Consider the following 25,720-nt stretch of genomic DNA (forward strand, 5'->3'; position numbering starts at 1 on the left):
TCGCACCAACCATCCAAATCACGGCAGCAGTAAATCAAACTGAATCGATAGGAAGTATCTATGCGCAGCTTGCGAAGCAATTTCCCTGCCGAGGCTCCCGGCATGTCAAGCAACAACACATCAAACGCGGGAACGGCTAAAAGGCTGTCCAGATCGGCAAAGCGCTCCAGTTCCAAGGAACCAAAACTTGAAGTGACATGACCAAGAATAGCAATGCGGGGAGATGAAGTCGGCATGTTGCGGTCCCCTGAAGGGCAGCCAAATAGCTCGTAGCCAGCACCACTGAAACGATAGCAGCATTGCTGTCAGCCAATCGCCTATTTCAAAATGAGGCTCATAATATCAATTCAGAGGCGTGGCTGATTGCGGATTTGTGGCGCCGAGTTGCGCCGGCCGCATGTTCATGCGTTCGCCCTCAGGTACTGTGCAATATCAACGTCATCAATCTGCTCCGGTTGCATATAGCGCTCGGCATAACGCCGGTACACCCCGGATGTCAGAAAGAGATCGAATAGGTCCGGATCGATGTGCTGCTGCGCCCTGGCTATCGACATGATGTGGACCGCCTCGGACAGGCTCTTCGCCCGTCTGTATGGCCGATCTGCTGCTGTGAGCGCCTCGAAAACATCAGCAATGGCCAACATTCTCGCCAACGGGCTCATGTCTTCCCGACCCAGTTGTCGGGGATATCCGGTGCCATCCATCTTCTCGTGATGATTGCCGGCGATCTCCGGTACCTGGCGTAGCTCCTTGGGGAACGGCAAGCGCGACAGCATAATTTGCGTCTGCACGATGTGGTCTTCGATCTTGAAGCGCTCTTCGTCCGAGAGCGTTCCCCTTCCCACTTGCAGATTGTGCAGCTCGCCCCGGTCGTACAAAGCCTTGGGCGTATTGCGCTTGAAGCCCCATGGATTATCCGCCGGGATCGTGTCATGCGTTGTTCGCGCGATGACGTGTTCGGGCTTATCGGCCAGCAGTGGCTCCATTGCAGGTAGCGGCGCTGCCGGATAGTGAGCCTTACGTGCCAGTTCTTCTTGCGAGAGACCAATACGATCGTCCAGAGTCCGAAGCCACGTACGACCAGCGACCTGCAGCAATCTGGCTTTATGCGCTGAGTCCATGAACTCGCCGCCCTGGTTGCAAGTGGCGACGAACGCGAAGTCGTCGTCTAGCACCTTTAATTCGGCGTCACGTCGCGTGCGCGCTGCCTCGTCGGGTTCGCCGGCGGCGACTGAATGCAGATACGTTATCTCGGCATCGCGTTTGAGTACCTCGAAGCGCATGCGGATTTCGTGAATCCGGTCGTAGAGAGTCTCCAGCTTTGTCGCCTTGTCGATAATGTACTCGGGGGTCGTCACCTTGCCGCAGTCGTGTAACCAGGCGGCGACGTGCAGGGCTTCCCATTGTTTATCCGTCATCCCGAACGACTCGTAGGGACCTTCGGTGGCATCGCAGGCTGCTTTGGCCAGCATCTTGACCATTTCTGGCACGCGCTCGCAGTGGCCGCCGGTGTGCGGGCTCTTCGCATCGATAGCGCCAGCCAGTAGGCGAATGAACGCGTCGAACAGATCACGCTGAGCTTTCGTCAGCCCCTGCATCTCAAGTGAGCCAGTGCACAGGCCGGCCAGTGTACTGACAAAGGCTAGCTGCGCAGTTTCAAGCGGGGTGTCGCGCAGTATCAGAATGACGCCCAACAGCTCGTCTTGGCGAGTGGCAAGCGGAATGGCTGCAACGTGAGGTGACTGAGCCGATGTCAACATTTCGAGGTTCGCATCACGGATTTCATCAACCGTGAAATAGCGCGTTTGCGAAACGTTTGCGCGGGCGGCAGAGCCGATCACAGGCAGTGCTTGCTCAATTGAAGTGTTCGCCACAGCTTGCGTTACATTTTTGCCATCGCGATCAAACGCTGCGGCGACCGTCAAAGCGCTGCCTTCCACCAGGTACAGTACGCCTGCATTGCCACCCGCTGCATTGAGGGTTTTACGCAAAAGCAAAGGCAGAAGGTGATCGAGCCGGGTTTCCGCGGACACAGCTTGCGCGATCAACAAGAAGCGTTGGATCGTTTGCCGCATTTCCTCGGTTGCGTGACCAAGATCATGCACCTCACTGATGCGCGACGGGACGGAAACCGGCTGGTGGAAATCGAACCTGCGTACGGCTTCGACCCCGTCCGCAAGCGCTTGCAAGGACCGGGAAATGTATCGCGCCGCAAACCAGATCAAGGGTATCGCAAGCAATATGACAATGACGGTAGCCGCCATCCCAATCCACGCCCGCTGCCTGGCACCTTTGAGCAACTCGTCTTTTGGGATAGCGGAGACCAGGAACAGGGATTTACCGTCGTCTGCTGTCAACCGGTCGATGGTCGTGTACCACTTCTCGCCGCCCGCGGCTGTCACTTCCTGCCGGCGGGGCGCATTACCCAATGCCCCGATGCCGTTCGCAAGAAGCGTCAGGATGGGGACCCGATACTCACTGGCGACCGTGAGTCGGTCCGTCCGGATGGACTCTGTGGTCGATAAGGATTCAGGGAGTTTTCTGTCGATCGCGATGACCTGGCCACTGCCATCTAGTACAGCGGCCACCGAGCGCGCAGTGGTCTCCTTGCGCGCGAGCATTTGCCCGAGTGAATCCAGTCGGAAATCGCCACCCACCACCGCGCGGCGGTTATCAGTAGGGATGGCGAACGTTGCGCCGACCACTCGGTCGATAAAAAACGTATAGGCCTCGGTGCGAATGAGCGATCCCGCCGCCATGGCTCTGGTGTACCACGACCGTTCTCTGGGATCGAAGTTGGAAGCAAAATCCATGTCGTCCTGGACCGAGAGAGTCGTGAGATTGGAATCGAGAAAATAGAGCTTGCCTTGCTGCGTACCACTACCCCGTTCGACACTGTTAATGACGTAGCTGGCTTGCGGCGGCGCGTGAAAGGTCAAGCGGGTTGAATCGTCGCGCAGCGGTGTGACAACGAAGACGCTACCGTCTGCATAACCAATGTAGAGCGATAGCAATAGTGGCGATAATCCCAACGCATCACGAACCAGCGCCAGATGCTGCAGACGTTGATCGAGAGAGGTTGAATCGGTCAGCGAGCTGTGGCTGATAAGCTCGACTGCGATCCGCGCTGGTGTCACGGTCTCTTCTATCTTGTCGCGTATATCATCGCTGATCTGATTCATAGCATCGGATGCGGCGACTTCCAGGGCTGTCTTGGTCATCATGAAATTGATGCCGCACGTCAGCGCTCCGACCACCAGCACAACGGCCCCGAACAGCGCCCAGAGATGAATGTGAAGCGGGTAACTTCTGTGCGTTTGCATCGAACTTCCCTCGACGGGTGCAGCACGAAACCTCCAGAGAACTGCCGGGGCATCTGCGGCGGGCCTAAGTCCTGCGCACGGTCAGTCTAGCAAACCATCAAAAAAGCTACTGTCGTACGACTACTGCAGCGCCAAAGGGTGTAATCGATGTTTACGCGCAGTTCGATGTCATCTCAGGACAGTGGGAGCAAAATCGCTGCGATACCGGCATGACTCGGCCAGATGACTACACCTTTAAATGATCTACGCTGAGCAGGTGCTCGACTGTCTGGCAACGGGATTGCTAGATAAGCACTGCCAATGCCCTGCCGGAGTGACAATCATGAGGTGGATAATCGAGTATGCGCGCGCCGTCAAGGTTGGTTGCTGGATTATAGGGGCAATCTTGATCGTGATTGCCGTTATCGGGGTGGCCGACCGTTATCACCGCCAGCGCGCTCTGCTGCTGGAGGGTCAGCAGGTATTATTGGCTCATCGAAGCAGTTGGGGCTATTCCACCCTGGTACGCCAACTGGCGACCCATAAACTGCAACATTCTCTGCTTCTAGCAAACCCCCTGCCGACCGGGTGTCTGCCAGACCAGTACATTGCCGAGCAGCAGCGCGCCACAGAGACCCGGACTGAAGGTATCGAGGAGCTGTCTCAATACACATTACGAGTACCCATCCATCAAATGGCGCCTCTACCCAGTCCGCTGGCACCACAAATGCGCCTGACGAAGGGCGGCATCCAGATGACTAGCCGGCAACTTCTGGGCTACAGCTGCACCGGGCGTTACGCGGTGATCCGGGAAACACAGACCCGGTTACAGCCATTACCGCTGCCACCGCGCTCAGCCATCGGACCGGCGTTTGTCGATGCGCTTGTCGTGCATGTCGCTGTGAGCCACGGACATGAGCCCCCCTTGTATATCGACGTTCATTTCACCGATGACAAGGCAGATTTGACACCGGTCACAGCAGCCGACTGGCCCACACACCTTTCCGAGGAACAAGGCGAGGAGCGTTTTGTCCGCGACATGGTGGATCCACAACATGCCCTGCACCTGGAATTCTATAGTGAACCACTGGCACCGAGTTTCCTGTCGCTGTTCCTGAGCTGGAATGGTCTCGGTTTATTAATGATGGTTGGCATGCTTGCCAGTGTGTTGTTGATCATTTGGCTGTCGGGGCAATTGATTGATGCTTACGGGATACAGCATAGAGCGGCTACCCGCGACTTTCTTACTGGGTTATACAACCGACGGGAGGCTATGGCATTGGCAGAGGCGGAATTGGCCAGGGCCCAGCGTACGCCTAGTCCGTTGTGTATATTGATGCTGGATATTGACCATTTCAAACGGGTCAATGATACCTACGGCCATGACGGGGGAGATGAGGTACTGAAGTTTTTTGCCCAGCTACTGAGCCAGACTTTGCGCCAACATGACCTACTCGCCCGCATAGGTGGCGAAGAATTCCTCGTCCTGCTTCCGAATACTGATCTGACTGGCGCGCAATCGATGGCCGAGCGCTTATTGCAGGTCTTGCGTGGTTCAACGCTGAACTATGCCGGAACACGTATTAGCATCACCTGTAGCATCGGTGTCACCGCTTGGCGGGGCCCAGAAGACAACATGCAAGCCATGCTTATCCGAGCCGATCTTTTGCTGTATCAAGCCAAACAGCGAGGACGTGACCGTTGTGTGAGTGATGCATGCTTATCTACTGCCAATTAAGGAGCACATCCAAACCGATCGCAGTATAACTACTGCTCTCAAAAGCGTCCTTGAACTGGTCGGTACTCGGATATGGATCACGTCATCATGTGCTATGAAGGCTGTGTATCGCTTGCACAGCGAAGTATTTTTAGTTGATATCTGTCAGCCCCTGGATGCTGCTACCGTCTGGCCATTTTACCGTGACGGTGCTGCCTGCTTCGGCCTTGCCGGATTCTTCAGGGAGGTTGTCGCCGTTTGCGTCGGCCACCACGATTTGCGGGGCGGCGACCATCGTGTCCAGCGAATAATATTGAAGCACACTGATGACGAGGCTGCCGCACCGCATAGGCATGCGCGCTGCTGCCCGTGCCGGCAGTCCAGGTATTGCCACCGTCTCTGCTGTATTTCCAACTCGTGCCGGGTTGAAGGCCGTCTACGACGACCGTGTTGTTCAAGGTTACGCCGTCGCCTGCGATACCTCTGTCCAAGGCCAGCACCAATCAAATCGGCGGTGTGACCCCGCCGGCCACTTCTGAACGGTCGATCGTGATCGATCAGCAATTGGGCGGTTTCTGCGCCGTTCGAACCGGTGTGGTGTGGCCATTGGCATTCATGACGCCGGTGTGGATGCAGCCTTGGGCGATACAAAATGCCATCGACCACCAGCTGGTTGCTCTGCGACAGATCCAGCACGTCCTGCACCGTCAGTTGCAAGGTATTGTTGCCACTACCGGTCAGGTCAATATGTTCAATCGACTGCAGGCGTGCCACGCCGCCAACAGCGGAAGAAGTACCATTGCCTCCGTTGATCGAGCCACCGCTCGCGTTGGTAATGTGCTTCCGGTATATCCAACGAATGCCGGCGCCGCCATCGCCCGTACCACCTCCGATTCCACCAGTGATGCTGTCGCTATTGGTGACAGTGATGTGTTCGACAGCATCGATGCCGGTACTGGTTCCGGTGTTAGCGCTATCGCCGCTGGACACCGGGTCACCGCTTGAATTGCGGCCGAACTAACGCCCCTACAGCTCCGCCAGTCCCTCCTCCGAACTCTCCCCAGCGGCGCCGTTTGGTGGGTTTACCCCGCCGCCCTGACCGTTTCCAGCGCCTCCACTCCCACCAATTCCAGAGTTCAGGCCACCGCTGCCCCCGCCCGTCACTGTTTCTGCGTGGACATTAAGGACTATTGACATGACTGCCAGTATTACGACGATGACAGACAGAATATCGCCTGGTCGTTTCAGACACTTAGTCGCCATAGTGGAGCAGCTCAAACAGGATGAGTGTGTTTGAAGACTAGATGAAGTTTTTTAATCCGGGTCGTTTCCGACTGGGAGAGAAATGATACTGCACTGAGGGCATGCACAAGCGCGCCCTTATGGCACGCGCCATTGGCCTGAAGCGCCTGCGGCGGGCAGCTAAACGTCTTAACGGGGAATGCCTCGCGCCAAGTATTTAGGCGTGAGAGAAAAACATGACTTTCGCTGTCGTGAGGGGCATCTCTGGCAGGCGCGTGGCGCTAGCGCCAATCAATGGTGCGCCACGATGTCAGAATAGGCTGAGGGATCGAGCGTTCTGCCAGGAGGAGGTTGCTGGCGGTTCCGCTAATTCGAGGGCGCGAGTGCCTAACTGAGAAGTACACCAGAATCATAACCGTTTGTGCATTCACTCACTATACAGCCAAGCCGGGACTGCTATGCAGGTTTTGTAATAATCCCTAAACTCATTGGCTGTGTTTTTTTTCACAGGCGTTTGCCATCGCAATAGCGGTAAGATGTGCGTCAATGCTCGCTAGAACCCGATCTGAATCAATGGGTTTTGTAATGTAATCAATAGCACCAATCATCCTGCCATGCGCCTCATCTTCAGCTGTGGCACGCCCAGTCAAGAAGATGATAGGAATATCATTCGTCTCCGCTGCCCCCTTCAGAGTGAGGCACACCTCATAGCCATCCATTTCCGGCATCACAATATCGAGCAAAATCAGATCCGGCTGCGGGTGAGCCCTCGCGATTTCTATTGCTTTTAAACCGTTAGTTGCAATTTTGACATGATAACGACTCTTGAGCAGCGAACTCATAAACCAAAGATTTTCCGGCGTATCATCTACGACCAAAATGGTCGATTTTAACAATGAGCTATTACTTTCCAATGAAGAACTCCACTTAAATCTTGAAAGATTGTGATGATATTAATTCGCCACCAAAAAACATTCTACAGGATGGTTACAGTCCGTTTTCATCCTGCCCCATCAAGGGCATTGAGGCACGACATTAAGTTACAGAAAAAACCAACCAAAACTGGATATTAGCTTTTGAATCGCCGTATACACACCACTGAGCATTTGATTCTCATACATTCAAAAATAGCCGGCCCCAGCCCTCCTAGCTCGCCAACTTTTATTCGAGCAACGCGTGACGACACCAAACCAAAATCTGTCGATCCACGTCAAAAAAGTAGAGGGTCCATACCTCCCTGGGGAGGGTACCCTTAACTGGTCCTGCGCGATTGACTGAATGCGTCACTCGCAAGACCGAATGCGCCAATTCTGTGTGAGCATTCATCTCATCGCCGAGTGCACAGCATAAAAAAGCCGCTGCCATCATCAATCAGGTAGCGCGTCGAGCCTACCGATTGGATTTTAAAACTCAGATCGCTTTTAGGCTGAAAAATGAACATTCCTAATGAGTTAAACCACTCCGGACTCGAACCCTCCGTGTCACTTTTGTTGCTGCCCACAACATCGATGTGTAAACGGCTGTTGTTTTGGTCCATTCGAAAAACGCTTTGGCGATGTATCTCTCCAATTTCCTCCCTGGTGTCACCGTCGATGAAGCGACCGCTTAGCCCTATGCCGCTAAGCCCGCCAGGCTTCAAATCCAATCGATAGCGCGCCAACAGCCACAGCGAACGCGTCTTGGCAAGAATCTCATGCGCGCCCTCGCCTTCGCACCATAGATCACGGCTGACCTGCTCGCGCACGCATTCCCCGAGCAGCACGCCGGATAGACCAACAACAATAAAGAGCAACGACCACCAGAAAGATTCAGGGGGACTAACCACGCGGTTGCACCCCAATACAACGGCTCTGAGGAGACTGTAATTCACCGTCACAAAATATTTGCCCCATCCCGCCGCTTGCGGGCAAAAGATAAAGATGGAGCCTGTCGAATGAGATACCGAGCAACACGGCTATTTTCTGACTGCGCGGGATTAATGACTGGAAGGATGATGTAGTCTGAGGGTTAAAATCCGACGTCGAACGATAGACTTGGACTCCGCTTATAGTTGAGGGGGCTGCAAAATCCAATTGTGCAGAACCACTGCCAGGGATCAATCCGATAGCCCCCAACATAAATGCCGAGAGCCCCCATACGAGCAATGCGAGCCAGCCCCTCCCATGCGAAGACATGCTCAGCGCACGCGACACGCGCACGCCCAGCCTCTCTGAACTAAGCACTTTCACCTCCGACATCGACGGTACTTGTACCGCTCTGTCGTTGCCGCATGCTTCGCGCTGCCCAACCTGAACGAAAGTCTCGCTAACCAGCGCCCCCTCACATGTGATCAGTGTGCTCAGCGGTTCGCTCGACAACTCTTCAACTCTCACTCCATCAGTGAGCCGGTACCCAATTCGGGGAACGGTTTGAATAAAGTCGCGATCTGGCTGAAGCTTTTCTAGCGCCAACCGCAATTGCCGGACCACTTGAGCAAGACTATTGTCGGTGACCTCCAGACCATAACTTCCCCACGCCCCAGCCATTAGCTCGCGCTTGCGCACCACCTCGTCTTTCGATTTAAGCATTACTGAAAAACACCGACTCGCAATTGCCCCTAAGCGCAAGGGCTCTTCATCAAGGGCGCCTACACGAAACAATAGAAAGCGGTCCTCATCAAATATAAGTTGCTCATCGATCAGCACTTGCCCCATGGCACCCCTCCACCAGCGAAAGCAGAACGCCCTTTGTCGAACTTTAGATACTCAGCGCGCACGCTCGGTCGATTGCCGCCCCTGCTCGCCCCTCCCAGGCCCCTCTCACTCAACGTCAAACCAGGAACCCCCGCTGCTGTGAAAAATGTCGAAACTGATTATCTACCCTCAACTTAAAGGCTTCTGGCTCAATAGGCTTTGTTTCAAAGTGAATCGCACCGAGCTCCAGACCTTTGCGTCTGACTAGTGGATCACCAATGGCAGAGATAAAAATAATAGGGATGCGAGAGGTGCGAGCATCTTTGGCTAAGCGACTGGCGAGCTCAAAACCGTCCATTCCCGGCATCATCACGTCAAGCAACAGCAGGTCCGGCGGCGAAAACGAAGTGCATATCGCAAGCGCTTCGTGACCATATCGCGTGACCTGAACCCGATAGTCATTTGTAAATAATTCAGCCGTCAGACTCAGGTTATTAGGCGTATCATCGACAACAAGCAGCGTAGGTCGACCAGGATGCTCGCCCATTACACGAGCACCAGAGTACTCAGATGGGCCCCGCATCCGCGCAGTACTAGTCAAATATTGCATGGCGCGTTCGATGCACAAATCAATATCCGCGGCAAGAACAGGCTTCAGCAGAACACCAGCGACACCGCTAGCGATAAGCTCGTGAATTTGATCAAGCTCTTCCTCGCCCAGCATCAGGATGCATGGCAAACGCTCCAGATACTTACGTCGACGCAGCAATTGAAAAAATGTCATACCGTCCACCGAAGGCATGTTTTTTTCAGCAATGACCATATCGACTGGGCACGATCGGACTATCTTTAACGCCTGCAAGCTATTGCTGGCCATTAACACTCGACGGACACCCAGTACACCCAGCCGAGCAGCGATGGCCGCACACGTTGAACTGGCACTATCAACAACAAGAATTACTGCGTCCGACAAAGTCATCCAAGCTCCTGCCAATGAGACTCTAAATATATTTGATCCAGGCAAACACTAGCGATGATAGTACGCATAGCCAACCAACAGCCTGCTGACATGAAGACACTAAAAACTTAAATCACCCGTTTTCACTGTTCGAAAAGCGTCACAAGGCAACATCATGAAAAGTAGAAATGCTGGTCGACTCAGGCAATCACCTGAAAATCGCCTACTAGCGAAACAATAACTGCACCCCATTGCTACAAGTAATCGCACGCGCCAATAACCTTTTAGGAAAACCCAAATTGCCAGGCGAATCCAATAGTCGATTTTTTTTGCAGCGCGCGTCCAATATTTTAAATGCCGGTGCCTGATCCTTATAATGACCACAGATATTAAAGTATGATTGCTAGGAATTCTGGTCAGATTGCGCCAGCGATACGACCGAATACGCCAATCTCATGTGCGGTATTCGGCGCCAGCACGGGATCACCAGCGTAATTAAAGATACGAAGCGAATAGATACGCCTTATCGTCAAGCAGAATCTGGTGTTACCACTGGCCACACATTCAGCGCGGCAACTGCTTCCGGTACTAACGTCTACTGCACAAGATGAAAGTGTCATTACCATCGTCGATTAAATAGCGCGCGGCAGTTAGCGGGCGAATCCAATAGCTGAGGTTAGCGCTTGACTGGAAAATAAACATCCCCAAAGACCTTTGGAGATCAACCCCTGAATCCTCTCCGTCGCCTTTAGCGCTTTGCAATACGCTGATTTGCAAGCGAGCTCCTTGCCTCTCCATTAAAAATGCACTGTTGCGCTGCAAACTACCGATTACTGCTCCGGAGTCGGCATCTAGCACATGTGCCATCATGCGCATATGGCTTGGCCCGACCGGATTTAAACTCAATCTGAAGCGTGTAATTAACCAAGCGGAATTAGAACTCATTATCACTTGGCGGGCACTCTCCCCAACGCACCAAAAGTCGAGACTTTCCTGGCGCTCTGCCGATAAACGACCCAACATCAGGCCCAATATCACCGTTAGAGCGAACGCAACCAGCCATACTATATTGCGCAGGTGCTTAATCATGTTGAACGCCAACACAACGACTAGCAGCCTTTTCTAACTCCCCATTGCAAAGGATTTGACTGACCATTTGACGCGACGAGATCAAATACAGATGCAGATTCTCCGCTGACAACCCAATCCTCGCGGCCAGCGTTCTATTGCGCTCGACAATGCCATGCAATTGCGACTGCGACAGAACGTCAATTCCCGTAAGGAGAGGATGTACATGAGTGCCACCAATCACCACCGGAGCAGCGTAATCCAGAGCAGCAACATCCAAAGGCATCCACCAAGCTTGCCCCATGAAAAAAGCCCCACCTCCCCACAATGGCAATGACAGCCACACCACCCACTGTTGCCATGACAATGTCGATGACACCAAGGGCAATCTTGACGACATCTTGCTTAGCCGCGTGGTGTTGACGGATGGTGCACGCGGCCCACCCTCAACATCAGCAACTCCCGATGGCTCGACAGCAGGAGGTAATTCGTTGGTTCCCACATTCTCACATGACATTTCTGTCGGCCGGGAAGATACCGACAACACTTCTACCTTCACTCCTTCACAGAGTTTATAACCTATGCGCGGCAAGGTTTGGATAAACTCGCGATCAGGGCATAACTGCCCCAGCGCTAGACGTAGTTGCCGGATAACCTGGGCCAAACTATTGTCCGTCACCTCAAGCCCGTAGGCTCCCCACGCCCCATCCATCAGCTCTCGCTTACGCACCACCGCGCCACTTGAGCTAAGAAGCATGGCTAGGCACCGACTCGCAATGGACCCTAAGCGCAAAGGCTCCTGACCGTTAGCATCCGATCGAAATAAGAGGAAATTGTCTTCATCGAACACCAACTGCTGATCAATCAATACCTGGCCCATAGCACTCCGATAGACAAGAGGAGCGCGCGGTTCGGAATCGCCGAACTGCTCACTTTGGAGTTAAGCGGCCGTTTCGGCCTTACGCCATAGTTTTTGCAAAATAACCTCCCCCGCACCAGCAGACACACTGCGCATACATTACAACTCGTTTGTTGTGCGTCACTGTTTCGTCGCGACGGCTCAATCGGGGCATGAGCGGCAGGGTAGTTACACCGGCTTGAGTTTAAAAGAGATGGGCGCCGCTGCCCACGATCGCATCTCTGTGCCAGCGTGAATGGTGCCGCCATCCACTAGCATGAAGGGGTAATCAGCCATGAAAATCAGAACTGTTGAGATCGACCTGGCCAAAAAACATGTTTGTGCGACCTGAAAGTCGATTGAGTTTCTGTTTCACAGGAGAAGGTACGACCTGATGAAACCGGCTGTTCCATCAGCCGTTTCCTACCTAGACATGCGGAGCCGGTAACGTAAGCAGCTGGCGAAGTCATCTACCAAACGGGCAGGTTAAGGGCCATTAGGGCAACAGCGTCACGTACATCCGCCACTACAGATGGCGCACCCGTCGAGCTTTTCAGGGAGGATTTTTCATCCTGATTCGGCCTAGCCCCCCTCACTTGCTGCCGCAACTTTAGGTACATATCTATACCCCCTGTTCCGGCTTACCCTTCTGCTGGTCCTAGGCATGCCCATCGCCACTCAGGCTGCGAACCTGCATCGCTCGACTTCCAGCGTTTCTTTGGCGATCACGACAGTAATAACGACGGTTTTCTGCAGAAATCGGAGTTACTGGCGGCGGCTGAGAAGCTAGGAGATTACGGCGGCACTCTCACTGAGCCTATCACGACTGAAAACTCCTATTTCACATTGGATAGCAATCGGGACAACAAGCTGTCGTTGAATGAGCTATGGAAATGGGGTCTGCATCATGGGCCTACACGTCCTGAAGGTAAGTGTAACCCCCGATCTGAGTCAACAAAATCATTTAAACTAGGCAAAAAAATTACAAAATATTGTCGCTATCGCGCTATAACTCACATTGTAAAAAACCTCATCGCTAACCACCCACTCAAATACCAATGCATTAATTCAATTTTAGCTTCTGTAACATATTGTAAGACTTCAGCGACTCGCACATTGCGAAACCGATTTATTAAGGATGCTCAGTTATCCAGAGTTTTTTGGGTAGACCGGTCAATACGTTTCGCTCAAACAGGACTTGTTCAATGTGTCGCTTTGTACCTTCTGGGTCTTCATAGTGAATTTCGTTATCAACTAGAAAAAGGCCATGACTCTCATATTCTGGCGTGACCAAAGTACGGCCGTAAAATCGAGATACCGCAAAGTAGACCTGTAAGCCTTTTTCAATTTCATTTTCATCTGGTCGCCTTGGCCTATCTTCTTCAAAAATGCAACCATTCCCCCAATGAGACGTGTAGCTAATCAAATATTTTCCTTTCGGAATTGCTAAGCCGTAGGATTGAGTCACCTCAACAGTGCTGACCAAAAAACCGCCCTCATCTCCTTCAGTACCCAAGGTACCTTTTACTACCGCAATAATTTCGTTACCCTTGAACATTGGCCTGCTGAGATTATCCATCAAGCTGGGAATAGCTTCGGGGCAGTCAGCCCACGTACTAAAAGAAAGCGACATCAAAACAACATACAATATATTTCCATATGACCTCACATCACCCCCTCCTGATCGATTAGCACTTCGCCCTTCGACTCCAAAAAAAAGCGCTAGAAATGGTAATAGCAAAAAAAATAATCCCATCTCTTACGTACCCCTCAACAAAGTAAACGATCGCAATCGAGAGATAGCTAAAATACTCAAACATCAAAGAAAATATAGCTATTTTTTGGGGGTCGTAGTCACATAAAATAACGTCAACAGTAAAAAATACTGCCCCTAACGCAACCATTACGACTAAAAACCACATGATAAGCATTGTGGTTTTTGCCTTATGCATGACTACAAACTCCCAGTATGCGCTATAAAAAATACTAAAGGAAAAAATTCCGACGCAATATTTAATAAGGCAAGGACTCATAAGATTCGACGCATATTCGAAGCCGAAAAAATCAAAATAAAAAAACGGTTTTTCTCTCGCCCCTAAATCACTATCCAGGCACTGCGTAAATTGCATCCAATCATAAAAGAAGACCAACACCGAAAAATTAATAAACAACAGCAAGCATGACAGCTGTAAAAACCGTATAACGGCCTTCCTTATTGAATTTGATCGTTCAATCAGATTCGTGCATCGGAGCTCATTCTTAGCCATAGAGATCATAAATGGGTCGAATCCGGAAAGTAAATTTTAGATACGAGTAAGGGGTTGGCTCACTCGCAAGGATCATTTCCGACAACCACCATGAAAGGACTTCTGGGCCACATCATCGATGCCGTGCGCCTCACTGACGATGATCTGGTGCTGCCAATTGCCATTTTGTCCATCGTATCTTCAGCAGTGAGCCCTTTTGGCAATGCCAAACAGCCAACTCGACCTGCTATGAAGCCCAAAATAAATGGACATGCTGACTACGCGTCGCGCGCTCGCCAAAGTAGTTGTTCAGCGTCCACGCCGTAAATTGATCTCCCGTTAACATGATCACTGATAGAACGCCGACTGAAGCGATCCCCCCAATCCATCGTAACCCTTCCCATACACGACCGAAGTTAGGTGGCATTACCCTCTTCACCTCTACGAGCGTTGACAGCCCCCAGCAAATGACGAAATAGATGAAAAAGTCGAGCAGCAGCGGGCCAACGGCTATCGTATAGGCCCGCGACGTGGCCATACTCGGGGTGTACCAAGGGAGCGGAAGCCATAGCTCATCATCGAGGGTTCGCCCTCCCAGGACGTCACAGTGCGCATGGTCACGCAGGCAAACAGCATCACGGTGGAGAGTAGGCTTTTGCTGAACCTGCTCATGGCGGCTCGGCAAAGGATTGGGTGAGCATCCACGTCGTAATATCCACGGCTAATCCGTCGACTATCGCCTCGATCATGCTGCATTCCGTGGTCTCAGTTGTGATTTCAGACGCCTTTATGCTCCGTTGGCGCAGGGCTCGATACTGCGCTGTCGGTTGTTCGGCTCGTTCGAACTGGGCATCGGCCATCACGATGGTGGGGCCACCAGGACTGATGGTCACCAGGTTTACGATCGTAAGTTTTAGCCGAGCATTCTTCGAGTTGGCATTGCTCGCGGAAGACATGAGTTTAAATCGCGTCTCCAGCCGATCATAGACGGCTGAATACAACAAGTTGAGCACACCGCATGCGTCATCGGCTTCCGATAGCTGATCACCTTGAGGTGAAACACCGTATACAACGGCAGGCAGCAATATGATGTCTTGCGTGGGTACAACCGTTGGCCACGCCAACGTGCTGTCAACCGCAGACACGGATGGGGTGGATGACTGTGCCCCATGCAGTGGGCTGCAAGCAGTCAAAAATAAAATCGTGGTCACTGCGACGTATGCATTACGCACCAGGTGTCATCCTATGGTGTATTGCAGTGTCTCCCCATGCCGCATAGCGTCGTACATGAGCTAACTCGCTCGACGCCGCGCGAACGCAGGCGGCAGAGGTTTGCTTTAGGTCGAGGTGCATCGCCAGGCGAAGCTGATCTTTAAACTGCTCGGAGAACTCTCCAGATTGGAGGCGCTGCAGGATGCACCCCAAGAGCTTGGTTTGGCTCGCGCAACTCAATGCGCAGTGTTTCAAACGACGCGACATTAGGGCCCTTACCCTGCCGTGACCATTACCTTTACTTTCGGCCACAACGAAATCGACGCAGCAATCGATGACCTCCGATCCTTTTTCCTTTAGCCTGTCCGCAAGGGCATAAAGTTTGCGCTTTTTTACAGTTGAAAATTCGATCGGGCAAACAGAATATTCCGACATATAGTGACACCACACATACCGACAAAATTCACTTGCCGTGCCAAACATTGAAGTTGAGCTACCTACCACCCAGCTAATAATAAATAAGCTCTATCGTGAAAGCTCTAAATCTAAATATTTCGCTTATGGTGATTTCGTGTCGAGCGTCCAACAATTGCATTCCACCAGTGACTCCTCAAAAATCATTATCAGTGACTTGAGAGGCAGAAGCTGGTGAAAATACTAGTGCGCGAGTAAAGTGTCGCACACAACCGCTAGTCGCCTTAATGTATAGATAATTGCGACGACAACACCCAAGGACTATCCTCATCAGTCATTAAGTCTTCAGCAATAGAGATAATTACGTCTAAAGTATTGTTCTGCCCCGACCAACTCGCTCTTCCGATAATATAGCTTTTGGCAAACTGCGACCACGACGAAAAACTCTCCCGCATCTCACTATCAACGCGCACCAAAATACGACAAAGTTCGAGCTTCGAAATATAACCACGATCAAACGACATTCGTGCCACGGTGACTAAGCGGCCCAAATCCCACGCTAAAATACCCGCTTCATAATCTTTGAGGAGATATTGTCCATTGACCTTATCCTGAAGCGTGCGAAAAACCGACTTGAAATTCTCCAGTAGACTCATAGCGGATTCAAACGCTGAATATACTTTGTGTTTTACTTCAGATGAGGCCTCCGCAGAGAACTGCTCTAGCACGAATTTCGGCGAGCCGTATCGACCACTATCAATTAATGCATTAAGAACTCGCTGTCCAGAATTTTCTAACGCGCCCTCGCTGTAAACCCGAAAAATAATATCGTACAAAAAGCGGTGTCCATCCTGGCTCAACCATGCCAGCCTTTCATGAGCCTGCACTGGTGAACATATATCCCAGTAAGAACCAAGCCCTTCAACTAGCCTCACATCCGTCAAACCTGTTGTATAGCTATCGCAATACGCCATGATCTGCTCACTATTGATGAGTCCTGCATGAATAGCTCGCTGTTCTGCCTTATCCATAACTGCACTATCGGGGTGTTTGCGGTACTTTTTACCAGACAACGCCTGAAATAGCGTGCTAAAAAAATACTTTATATTCATTATTGGTTCACCCTAAAAGTTGCATTAACCGCTTGATATTTTAGCATGCTCACCAAATCATCAAAGTCCGAGTCTCGCACCATATGATCAGCATCAAACTCGAATTTATTTGGTGTCATCGAGGGCACTGTGAATGTTATTTTTTTCTCTTGTTCTGACGCGCCATCTTCTTGAACTATTGTGGTGACAACCGTGGTTATTGCGTCGTAGTTTACTGTGACCAATTCACCGCGAAACTTCTGGACTGCTGTAAATCTCATGCATCTCGCTTCATCATCAAGAATTATGTTAGCACCTAGACTATTTGCTGCACGCTTCTTAAAAATCGAACTAACCGTACTATATGTGAGGTAAAGCCCCAGCAATGCCAGAACTCCGCTAGCCACGCCAGGCGGAAGTTGAAGCGTAACCTTGCCTATTTTGAGGTTCGAAATCGGATAAAAAATTGAAAGTAGAATAATCGCTGGACCGATGAGGCCAAAAACCAATTCCAGAGTGGAGTATTCTATTTTATAGGGTATGCTTCGCATTGAATCACCTAAGTTTATTTTAATTACAATGGGCACCCTATGGATTTCAACACTTTAACTTTCAGCTTTCAATTGCGGGCTTCTCTCGACGCCATCATCAAGATCTCTGGCAAATTACAGGCCGTAGCCAGGCATCCCACCCCGCCGCCCACACTCATACTTATAGAAAGTCAAACGATTGATTTTTACTGAACAGGGCGAAATTTGTATTATGGACCGCAAAAAGAAAGGGAGTGTGAACTCCCTAACGTCATCTATGGTACGAGCCCCTTTTTTTTCAGATACAGATATAGCGCCACAATTGGGACCATCACTAGTATAGGAATCCAAAAATCCATAAATTTACTCCGAGCAGTCGGGGCTAATTATTTTTTAGGCATATTCTCCATCGCTTGCTTCATCATTTCAGATGCCTGTTTACACGCCGCGTCTTGAGTAGAGCTTGGCATTTCGGACATTTGTTTTTTTGCGGTGTCGTATTGCGCCTTCATCGCCTCGGCCTGAGGGCTAGAGGACACGAACTGATCAATTTGCTTGAAATACTCTTCACAAGACGGGGACACATCTGCGGCCATGGCCGCGCTTGATAGGCATGCCAACATAATTGCGATACTAAATTTTTTCATGCTAATTACCCCATAATTTTTAAAGCAAAAATAATCATTTAATCGATATTTGGCTGACGAGAACGAAGAGCACAATGCTCCAATTCCGCCACCAATCGCTCGGTTTTTTTCATCAACTCACGCGCACGACGCCAGACGGACAAAAAAACAAAACAAACACTGGCGAACACCCTCGACAGAAAATATTCAACCGCATCAGAAAAGTTTGCCAATCAAAAACCTTCAAAGATTTTTGAGCTGCAGTACTACCAGTTCTGACACGGTCTGAATTATGAACTGCTTAAGCGTCGAAAAGATTGACCGATTGCGCCAAGCGTTAGACCCATTAGGACATCAACCAGAACTCACATAAATGGTATATGCATCAGGGATTTTCTGAACAACACTTTGGATTTTACAAACTCCCCCCTATTCCATCCGGCGAGATTGTCAGGTGGTGCCGTGGAATAGAGTTGATTACGTGCCACTGCCTTGGGTGTGATGGTGCTCGCCTAGCGCATCTGCTGATGCGCGATGCACACGGTCCACTGATGCAAAGTTTTAGTTTGCCTACCGAGATTCTGCGATAGTAGAGGAACTTAGCAGGTGCTCTATTCAGCACCAGCTTGCTGGGCTGAGCATAGGTTCCCGACGAAACCACTGTTCTCACCCTCCGTCGCCCGTTGGAAAGGCTCGAGTTTTCGGCAGTTTTTTTTTGGAGGGGGGGGCGTGGCTATCAGGTGACCGCCAGCTGCCGCATCGTTTTCCACCATCGTATGAGCCTCGCGCATGGTGCGTGGTGCGTGGCTAATGCCAGACGGGTCCTTAAGCTGCAGGACGGCAACGAGTGCGCGGGCTGTGTCTACGCCAAATGTTTCGGGATCGGAAAATGCCAGGAACGTTGAGGTCGCGACGCAGCTTGCTAGATTGCCGCCCTGTACAACGCCAAATGCGCAATGGATTAGTCCCGAGCAGCAATCCGATCTGCTGGACGTACAGAAATGTCCACTCCGCAATGTAAGCTGAGTCAATCGTATCCGTCTTGAAGAGCACGATAGCTTTAGGTTCACCTCAGTTTGCTCCTGAGTTGTAGTGTTAACTCATCAACTCATACTGAACCCACACGCGGGTATATTAACTATCCACCTCAGGATGGCTGCATTTCCTACGCTTCACCCTTCTGTACAACATATTAACGAATTCAACACCTCCCTGGCGGTAGCATTAGCAGCAACCTGCATCATAGCGGCTCCATAATTCGCTAGTGCTCTACCCTACTCAGACACATCATCCAATAAACCGTTTGTTAATCGAAAGATCCACCAGCCTATTATGGTTTCGGCACGTTGGTCCTTCAGCTTCCTAGGCACAGATGTAGGTTGCAGTTCGTTTAATGCTGTTGATTGTTGAAACCTCTGAGTCGCGCCTTTTTACTGCTATTAGTGCATGCTCTCCTACATTCCTAACACTCATTCCCCTGCTTCATAGGCCAGTAAAATGTCTCTAAGGCAAACCTGCGCCGTATCAAAATCGAACAGCTTCACCGCGTTCTCCAGTCGCTGGAATCTGGTGGGAGATGCGCCTCGTAGAAGATCCGCGTGTATGGAAAAGTAGTCAACTGCCTGGATATCAAAACTACCCAGGAGGACAATGAGATGCTGGCAGACTGTTTGTAACTCGACGGCATCGACCACTAAAGGTGCATGCTCAACCTCGACGTAGAGAGATAACCGCTTGCGGAGTTCTCCCAATAGTACTTCCAGTGGCCCAGCAAAGGCCTCTATATAGATATGCAACTCATCCTGAGGCCGCTTTGCGCGCAGCAGTTGTTCCAGTGCATCGGCCGCTTGCGCGACGGTGTTGGCACCTATCGTAGCGGATATGCCCTTACAGCTATGGACCAACAACTGCGCCTTCTCCAAATCGCCGACTGCTAACGCAGCACTCAGCTGCGACATCAAGGAGCTCTGGCCGGCCAGGTAGCGTTGCAACAAGTCTGCATACATGCTGTGCTTGCCCTGCACCCGACGTAAACCGGCAGCCACGTCCAAACCCTCGATATTCAAATCGGCGTTAGCGCAACCCATCATCGGCACTGGTGGTGACAGCGACACCACCGCGCGCTCCTGATAGATCAGCGCTCCAGGGAGCCAACGCTGCAAGGCCGCGTAGAGCGTCTGTGGCTCAAAGGGTTTGCTGACAAAATCGTTCATCCCCGCCGCCAAGCACGCCTCGTGATCACTTTTCCTGACGTTGGCGGTCATCGCGATCACCGGTAGCGTGCTCAAGCCAGGCTGTTGGCGCAACAGGCGCGTGGCCGCCAGACCGTCGAGTACCGGCATCTGCATATCCATGAACACCAGATCATAGCGCTCCTTTGCCAACCGGCGCAGCGCCAGACTTCCATCTGCCGCGATATCCACACGACAACCCACCGCCTGCAGCAACTCAGAGGCGACCTGCTGGTTTAGCTCGGTGTCTTCAACCAACAAGATTCGCGTGCCTTCGACCACTCTCCAATCGCCAAGTGGGTCCCTGACGGTTACGCCTTCAGGCACCGCGCTTCGAGCCAACTGTAGACGGACCTCGAACCAAAAATGGCTGCCTTCACCCAATACACTCTCAACACCTACCTGCCCCCCCATCAACTCGGCGAGTTGTTTGGCGATTGCTAGCCCCAGCCCCGTACCCCCAAAGCGCCTTGTCGTGGAGGTATCGGCTTGCTGAAAGCTCTGAAAGATGAGTTTTACCTGCTCGGACGAAAGACCAATTCCGCTATCGGTCACGCTGAAATACAACAACGAGCCATCCGCTAGGGCTTGACGCAACCTCACTTCGATCCGAATCAGCCCACGCTCGGTAAACTTCACCGCATTACTCAGATAGTTAAGCAGTATTTGCCGCAAACGAAGCGGATCACCAGCCACACGTTCCGGTACATCCACAGCGACACTGAGTCGCATATCGAGGCCTTTTTCGGCAATATGGGGACGTACTTGATCAAGTACCTCTTCGAGTAACTGGAGCAGGCTGAAGTCACGAAGCTCCAACTCAAGCTTGCCGGCCTCAATCTTTGAAACGTCCAGAATGTCGTCAAGTATGCCCAACAGGTGCTGGCTGGAGCTTTGCACCTTGCTAAGGTAGTCACGCTGGCGCTCGCTTAGCTCCGTCATCAACGTTAGATGCGTCATGCCAATAATGGCGTTCATCGGCGTGCGAATTTCATGACTCATATTGGCAAGAAATTCGGCCTTGATACGCGCGCTGTCCTCGGCCAATAACCTCGCTTGACGCATCTCATCAACCACTGCGTGCTGGGCGGTAACATCTTCGATAATCCAAATTGAACCCCGGGAGGACAGATGCCCTGGCGCGACAGCCCGAGCGCTCACGCTGGCCCAGAAGCGGCTGGCATCCTTGCGGCAAAACTGCATCTGCTGGTGAAATATCTCTCCGCGGTCCAGTGTCTCGCGGACATGGAGGTCTAACTGGATCATCGCCTCTACTGACATGATTTGGTCCGTCCAGATCAATGGAGAGCGCTGCAATTGCTCACCCGGGGCATACCCCAGCAATTCATCCAACCGTGCATTGGCCTGTACGATCAACATACCCCGCACCATCGCAATACCATAGGGTGCGGCGATAACGATTGCCTGTTGTTCAGCCAACAACGCTTGGCGTTCATCTTCCAGGTTGCGGTGATCCACACTATTTTTCTGTAGTACGGCGATAGCTTGCATGACATCACCAATTTCATCCTGCCGCTTCGGTGTTGGAATAGCGATTTCCAACTGCCCCACAGCCAATGCCTTGATGATGCCTGCGGAAACGGTCAGCGTATTAAGCAGGCGATACACAAAAAAGATGACAGGAGCAATCAGTAGCGCAATCAAAAGCGCAGCCAGCAGCGCCAGCCGGATAAGGTTGTTACCAGCAGCACGGCTATTGGCCTGCGCTTTTTCCGTCGCCGCCTCCAGCAACTTGTCCCGCACTTGCAGAATGGAGTCCATAGTTGGAACGTATCGCGCCGCAAACTCGCCAGTAGTCAGGGTGGGCAAATCATTATCCTGCCAGCTCTGGCGCATTTGTCCCGCCAGGCCAAGGCCTGCGCCAAAGTACTGTTTATCCATGCCGGCGATTGCAGTTGAGATAGTCGGACTGGAGCAACAGCGACTAGTGCGACTGAACACTTCATCACGCCTAATGTCGAGCTGCCCCATAATACGGTCAATGACCGTGGATTTTCCTGGCGTAAGCGCTTCGCGCCGTGCCAGCGCCCGGGTAAATTGCGAGCCGAGCTGACCGGCCTGCTCGCGTAGTTCAGCGGCGACTAGAGCCGCTACGACGGCATCGTTTAAATCCGTACCGTAACGCTCTACCGGCTGCGCTATTCGACTGACAATGGGCGAAGCCTGAGTCGCAACGGCGATCATCCCGTCTATGACAGCATCCAGCTTATCGCCGTTGCGACGGGGCAAAGATTGCGCGATCAACTCGTCGACACGCGAGCGCGCTTGCGCCAGGGTTTCTCCCAAGCGATCCAGCGCTGCCAGTTGACCTGCGACCTCAAACCCAGCTATTTGCTGAATGCTAGTCCGCAGCTGGGCAATGGCCGCGTCGCTATTGCTGCGCGCGACGGCCAACGCCTGCACCTGACTGCTCAATGCAGGGTTGTCACTGCCCAACATGGCGTTGGTCGGCCCCCGTTCTCGGGACACCATTTCAAATACCTTAAGTGCCAGCCCCGCGCGCTCGACATCTCGCACCGCACGTTGGTTGTAGGCGTATTCCCGCCATTGGGCTTGGGCCATCCAGCCAAGCAAGCCTGCTAGCGATAAAGTCCAAATGCCGATATAAATTAGGAGGCGTGTTTTTATCCGCATTAGCTTTTCACATTGAAACCATAGGGAATAGATTGAATCTGTGTTTGCGCGAAGTGCTAACTGCATGCTTTTTCGCATACGAACGGCGAATCCACTCCGTTTTTAAAGCTGTTCTGGATCTATATGTCTTCAATGTTTTTCTCATCGTGGGGACGCTGAACTTCCAGGCCAATGCCAAGTGCCATGTATCTGCGACTAACTGTGTGAGCGCAAACCTGATTCTTGGCCCGATTTATTTGACGATCCCCGCTATGGCTCAAGCGACGCCTAGAAATATCAGATAGTTATCTGGAGTTCCATGCTCCTAGCAGAAAAAAATAACTCGTAATTTTCGCCGACTAAAGCTCGCATATTTGGCAACCACGACTTGCTAGTTGACCTTAATAATCAACGCATCTGAACCTGGACTTTCGACGCACTTTCCAGCAGTCGCTGCCTGATTAATTTACGCCAATGATCGCGTGAAAAACGGTATTCATGTCCTAGCACACGTGCCACCCCGAACCCGTCAACACTGTTCCGGTACCGGATGCGCAATAGATCATCCACGCTGTCGCGCCGCACCAAGCGAGATTGATGAATGCGCATCAAGCCTTCGTCGCCTGCCTCAATGTCCCGAAGTACGGTCCCGTGTTTGAGCAGCCATTCCATCCCGTCTCGATCGCGCGCCGAAACGTATTTGTGATCAGACCAAAAAGCTACAAATCCGCCCGAATCGCACGTCTCTGTTTGAGCGCGACCACGCAGATCTCGCGTCTTTTGATAGCGCTCAAGTTGCATTTAAGCCTCCCAATTACCAAGAATTCATTTTTCAATTTTTGCACCTCGGAGCGGATAACCCCCTCAAAAAATGCCGTCAAACGTTGCTAGGACTACCTAGCATCCCATTGCGGGTCAATCCGGTGATGCGTACCGCCAGTGGAGGATGGGTGGACATCATACCGCCCAAGCCAGCCTTTACTCCGTCGCAAAAATACAGATGGCTGAACTCCTGCGCATGGATAGCCTGTAAGGTCGAGCCCTGGGAATGACTGCCGATTTTCTTTAGCGCACTGGCGATACCTTGAGGAGTGCGCGTGAATTGCACCGCCGACGCATCCGCAAGAAACTCCCGCTCACGACTGATACGGGCCTTGATCAGATTGCCGAAAAATGTCCCTGCGTAGCCCAGCGCCCATAGAGTCCCGCCGACCTTCATGATCGCTTGGGAGAAATTGGTGTCTTTCTTGTCATCGTTCGATGATGAACGGCGATAAGACGCCGTACGCAAAATGAGCGTACCGGTTAAACCTAACAACAATAGCCCGTGAACTATCGCTGTCAGGCGGGTATTGAGTCGCATGTCACCATTATAAATATGGCTGAACTTATGCGCTATCACACCTTGCAGCTCTTCGCGATTGAGTAAGCACATGGCGCCTCGGGTGATACCGATAACGGCGTCCTGAGGCGCCCATCCGGCGGCGAAAGCATTGATCGCAGCGTCTTCCAGCAGGTAAACAGCGGGTACCAATGTTCCTGATGCGATGGCCATTTCTTCCACCACGTTCAGCACTCGATGCTCATCCACATCCTTCGATTCGTTGCTGAGCAGCCGCCCACCAAGTCGTTCCGCAACTTTCTTACCACCAGCCCGCAATTGTGCCGCTTTATAAAGGCTGCCCCCTAAAACCATCGCCAATACCACAACAGTTACGTCACCTACCAACTGCCAATCAGTGAGCGCAACCAACATGGATTTTTGATTATGCAGAATCAGTATGAGTGCCCCGCTGGCGAGGCTGATCAGGCTTATAACTGCCACGCCCATCAATAACACCAGAAGGCTTGTATGGCGTCGAGCACGGTCTTGGTGTTCAAAAAAATTCATTATCTCACTCCAAGTGCGGGCTAGCTGAACATCACTTTAGGAGCGTCCTGGATCTGTATGCTATCGGCAAATACCAGAAAGCTGGCATCGGCATTATGGCCGAACAGGTTAGCCAACAAGACTTGGGGAAAGGACTGCCTATAGGTGTTATAGGTCATGACTGCGTCGTTAAATGCTTGGCGTGAGAACGCCACCTTGTTTTCTGTGCTGGTCAGTTCCTCGTTGAGTTGCACCATGTTTTGCGAGGCTTTTAGGTCGGGGTAGGCCTCCATTGTCACGTTCAGGTGTCCCATGGCGCTCGCAAGGCTCCCCTCGGCTTGGCCCAAATGACTCATCGCCGAAGGATTACCTGGTTGAGCTGAAGCCGCCTGGAGCCCCGCGAGCGCAGTATTGCGCGCGGCAACGATTGCCTCGAGGGTTTCGCGCTCATGGCTTAGGTAGGCCTTGGCCGCCTCCACCAAATTAGGGATTAGGTCGTAGCGGCGCTTGAGTTGCACTTCGATCTGGGCAAAGGCACTTAGAAAACGGTTCCGCAGGGTCACCATCTTGTTGTAGATAATAATGACATAGAGCAGTAACAGTAGAGCAACAATGATTGCAATGACGATGCTAGCGAAAGACATATAGGGATCCTTGAGGCAGACCAGAAAGCACGCTCCGGAGCGCCCCAAAGATACAGGCCGCGCTCACGAAGCGCGCGACCGCTTACGCCACACTTGAGACAGATCGCGCCAACCTTTGAAACTTTGTTGATAACAATGCTCTAGCGACCCACCAGGTTACAGATCGTCACCACGGTTGATTTACAACTAACTACCACTTCTATCTCGGCCGTTAATCGCGCCATGAAATTGACAAACTGACATGTTTAACAAATGACGCCCGCCAAAAAAACACAATACGAAAAATTCGCAAAACACACCCCCCCCCCCCTTGCATTAATTCCAAACTTAACTCCACCTTTTAACTCAGTCCCGCAACAACGCTA

General features: G+C 51.8%; 20 protein-coding genes and 1 pseudogene. 2 read left to right on the top strand and 19 right to left on the bottom strand.

Annotated features, from left to right (window positions below; translation table 11 throughout):
* Both C7534_RS32415 and C7534_RS29135 read right to left on the bottom strand, forming a co-directional pair.
* Nucleotides 1-236 (bottom strand): annotated as a pseudogene (locus C7534_RS32415) (diguanylate cyclase domain-containing protein); the annotation flags it as partial.
* Between the two features lie 165 nt (nt 237-401).
* Complete coding sequence (locus C7534_RS29135; RefSeq protein ID WP_109787891.1) at nt 402-3,323, bottom strand: HD domain-containing phosphohydrolase; 2,922 nt, start codon at nt 3,321-3,323, stop codon at nt 402-404.
* Nucleotides 3,324-3,561: 238 nt separating this feature from the next.
* Here C7534_RS29135 and C7534_RS29140 point away from each other — a divergent pair, with 238 nt between their 5' ends.
* On the top strand, nt 3,562-5,040 hold the full coding sequence (locus C7534_RS29140; protein ID WP_256594836.1) for a GGDEF domain-containing protein: 1,479 nt from the start codon (nt 3,562-3,564) through the stop codon (nt 5,038-5,040).
* 130 nt (nt 5,041-5,170) lie between these two features.
* Here C7534_RS29140 and C7534_RS29145 read toward each other — a convergent pair whose 3' ends face one another.
* The gene (locus C7534_RS29145) at nt 5,171-5,374 is read right to left on the bottom strand and encodes a hypothetical protein (protein WP_146206204.1); all 204 of its coding nucleotides are present in this window, start codon (nt 5,372-5,374) and stop codon (nt 5,171-5,173) included.
* Between the two features lie 95 nt (nt 5,375-5,469).
* On the opposite strand from C7534_RS29145, the gene C7534_RS29150 reads away from it, so the two are divergent.
* Nucleotides 5,470-6,024: a hypothetical protein gene (locus tag C7534_RS29150; RefSeq protein WP_146206205.1), complete on the top strand. Its 555-nt coding sequence runs from the start codon at nt 5,470-5,472 to the stop codon at nt 6,022-6,024.
* Nucleotides 6,025-6,746: 722 nt separating this feature from the next.
* Here C7534_RS29150 and C7534_RS29155 read toward each other — a convergent pair.
* The 16 genes from C7534_RS29155 to C7534_RS29235 form a co-directional block, all read right to left on the bottom strand.
* Nucleotides 6,747-7,175, bottom strand: coding sequence for a response regulator (locus tag C7534_RS29155; RefSeq protein ID WP_256594838.1), 429 nt, complete (start codon nt 7,173-7,175; stop codon nt 6,747-6,749).
* A 413-nt stretch (nt 7,176-7,588) separates the two neighbouring features.
* Complete coding sequence (locus C7534_RS29160; RefSeq protein ID WP_146206206.1) at nt 7,589-8,086, bottom strand: hypothetical protein; 498 nt, start codon at nt 8,084-8,086, stop codon at nt 7,589-7,591.
* A complete protein-coding gene (locus C7534_RS29165; RefSeq protein ID WP_109787897.1) occupies nt 8,079-8,954 on the bottom strand; it encodes a winged helix-turn-helix domain-containing protein in 876 nt (291 codons plus the stop codon). Before C7534_RS29165 ends, C7534_RS29160 begins: the two co-directional genes overlap by 8 nt.
* 115 nt (nt 8,955-9,069) lie before the next feature.
* Nucleotides 9,070-9,912, bottom strand: coding sequence for a response regulator (locus C7534_RS29170; RefSeq protein ID WP_109787898.1), 843 nt, complete (start codon nt 9,910-9,912; stop codon nt 9,070-9,072).
* 567 nt (nt 9,913-10,479) lie between these two features.
* Entirely contained in the window at nt 10,480-10,980 is a 501-nt protein-coding gene (locus tag C7534_RS29175; RefSeq protein WP_109787899.1) for a hypothetical protein, read from the bottom strand.
* On the bottom strand, nt 10,973-11,839 hold the full coding sequence (locus C7534_RS29180; RefSeq protein ID WP_109787900.1) for a winged helix-turn-helix domain-containing protein: 867 nt from the start codon (nt 11,837-11,839) through the stop codon (nt 10,973-10,975). The genes C7534_RS29175 and C7534_RS29180 overlap by 8 nt, the downstream gene beginning before the upstream one ends.
* Before the next feature lie 1,150 nt (nt 11,840-12,989).
* On the bottom strand, nt 12,990-13,505 hold the full coding sequence (locus tag C7534_RS32420) for a hypothetical protein (protein ID WP_146206207.1): 516 nt from the start codon (nt 13,503-13,505) through the stop codon (nt 12,990-12,992).
* A gap of 1,266 nt (nt 13,506-14,771) precedes the next feature.
* The gene (locus tag C7534_RS29195; protein WP_146206208.1) at nt 14,772-15,188 is read right to left on the bottom strand and encodes a hypothetical protein; all 417 of its coding nucleotides are present in this window, start codon (nt 15,186-15,188) and stop codon (nt 14,772-14,774) included.
* Between the two features lie 139 nt (nt 15,189-15,327).
* Nucleotides 15,328-15,750, bottom strand: coding sequence for a hypothetical protein (locus C7534_RS29200; RefSeq protein WP_218278090.1), 423 nt, complete (start codon nt 15,748-15,750; stop codon nt 15,328-15,330).
* 263 nt (nt 15,751-16,013) lie between these two features.
* The gene (locus C7534_RS29205; protein ID WP_109787904.1) at nt 16,014-16,841 is read right to left on the bottom strand and encodes a DUF1266 domain-containing protein; all 828 of its coding nucleotides are present in this window, start codon (nt 16,839-16,841) and stop codon (nt 16,014-16,016) included.
* A complete protein-coding gene (locus C7534_RS29210; RefSeq protein WP_109787905.1) occupies nt 16,841-17,371 on the bottom strand; it encodes a hypothetical protein in 531 nt (176 codons plus the stop codon). Before C7534_RS29210 ends, C7534_RS29205 begins: the two co-directional genes overlap by 1 nt.
* A gap of 365 nt (nt 17,372-17,736) precedes the next feature.
* A complete protein-coding gene (locus tag C7534_RS29215) occupies nt 17,737-17,997 on the bottom strand; it encodes a DUF5339 family protein (RefSeq protein ID WP_256594839.1) in 261 nt (86 codons plus the stop codon).
* 1,448 nt (nt 17,998-19,445) lie between these two features.
* Nucleotides 19,446-22,940, bottom strand: coding sequence for a response regulator (locus C7534_RS29220; protein ID WP_109787906.1), 3,495 nt, complete (start codon nt 22,938-22,940; stop codon nt 19,446-19,448).
* A 309-nt stretch (nt 22,941-23,249) separates the two neighbouring features.
* Nucleotides 23,250-23,642: a hypothetical protein gene (locus tag C7534_RS29225; RefSeq protein ID WP_146206209.1), complete on the bottom strand. Its 393-nt coding sequence runs from the start codon at nt 23,640-23,642 to the stop codon at nt 23,250-23,252.
* Between the two features lie 76 nt (nt 23,643-23,718).
* The gene (locus tag C7534_RS29230; protein ID WP_256594840.1) at nt 23,719-24,732 is read right to left on the bottom strand and encodes a M48 family metallopeptidase; all 1,014 of its coding nucleotides are present in this window, start codon (nt 24,730-24,732) and stop codon (nt 23,719-23,721) included.
* A gap of 20 nt (nt 24,733-24,752) precedes the next feature.
* On the bottom strand, nt 24,753-25,355 hold the full coding sequence (locus C7534_RS29235; protein ID WP_109787908.1) for a LemA family protein: 603 nt from the start codon (nt 25,353-25,355) through the stop codon (nt 24,753-24,755).
* Between the last annotated feature and the right edge of the window lie 365 nt (nt 25,356-25,720).

This window comes from Pseudomonas sp. OV226, assembly GCF_003148705.1.
Taxonomy (GTDB): domain Bacteria; phylum Pseudomonadota; class Gammaproteobacteria; order Pseudomonadales; family Pseudomonadaceae; genus Aquipseudomonas.

Excerpts from the sequence above, each read along its gene's own strand:
- C7534_RS29135 (WP_109787891.1), bottom strand. The coding sequence starts at position 3,323 with ATGCAAACGCACAGAAGTTACCCGCTTCACATTCATCTCTGGGCGCTG.
- C7534_RS29140 (WP_256594836.1), top strand. The coding sequence starts at position 3,562 with ATGATCTACGCTGAGCAGGTGCTCGACTGTCTGGCAACGGGATTGCTA.
- C7534_RS29145 (WP_146206204.1), bottom strand. The coding sequence starts at position 5,374 with ATGCCTATGCGGTGCGGCAGCCTCGTCATCAGTGTGCTTCAATATTAT.
- C7534_RS29165 (WP_109787897.1), bottom strand. The coding sequence starts at position 8,954 with ATGGGGCAAGTGCTGATCGATGAGCAACTTATATTTGATGAGGACCGC.
- C7534_RS29170 (WP_109787898.1), bottom strand. The coding sequence starts at position 9,912 with ATGACTTTGTCGGACGCAGTAATTCTTGTTGTTGATAGTGCCAGTTCA.
- C7534_RS29175 (WP_109787899.1), bottom strand. The coding sequence starts at position 10,980 with ATGATTAAGCACCTGCGCAATATAGTATGGCTGGTTGCGTTCGCTCTA.
- C7534_RS29180 (WP_109787900.1), bottom strand. The coding sequence starts at position 11,839 with ATGGGCCAGGTATTGATTGATCAGCAGTTGGTGTTCGATGAAGACAAT.
- C7534_RS29200 (WP_218278090.1), bottom strand. The coding sequence starts at position 15,750 with ATGTCGGAATATTCTGTTTGCCCGATCGAATTTTCAACTGTAAAAAAG.
- C7534_RS29205 (WP_109787904.1), bottom strand. The coding sequence starts at position 16,841 with ATGAATATAAAGTATTTTTTTAGCACGCTATTTCAGGCGTTGTCTGGT.
- C7534_RS29210 (WP_109787905.1), bottom strand. The coding sequence starts at position 17,371 with ATGCGAAGCATACCCTATAAAATAGAATACTCCACTCTGGAATTGGTT.
- C7534_RS29215 (WP_256594839.1), bottom strand. The coding sequence starts at position 17,997 with ATGAAAAAATTTAGTATCGCAATTATGTTGGCATGCCTATCAAGCGCG.
- C7534_RS29220 (WP_109787906.1), bottom strand. The coding sequence starts at position 22,940 with ATGCGAAAAAGCATGCAGTTAGCACTTCGCGCAAACACAGATTCAATC.
- C7534_RS29225 (WP_146206209.1), bottom strand. The coding sequence starts at position 23,642 with ATGCAACTTGAGCGCTATCAAAAGACGCGAGATCTGCGTGGTCGCGCT.
- C7534_RS29230 (WP_256594840.1), bottom strand. The coding sequence starts at position 24,732 with ATGAATTTTTTTGAACACCAAGACCGTGCTCGACGCCATACAAGCCTT.
- C7534_RS29235 (WP_109787908.1), bottom strand. The coding sequence starts at position 25,355 with ATGTCTTTCGCTAGCATCGTCATTGCAATCATTGTTGCTCTACTGTTA.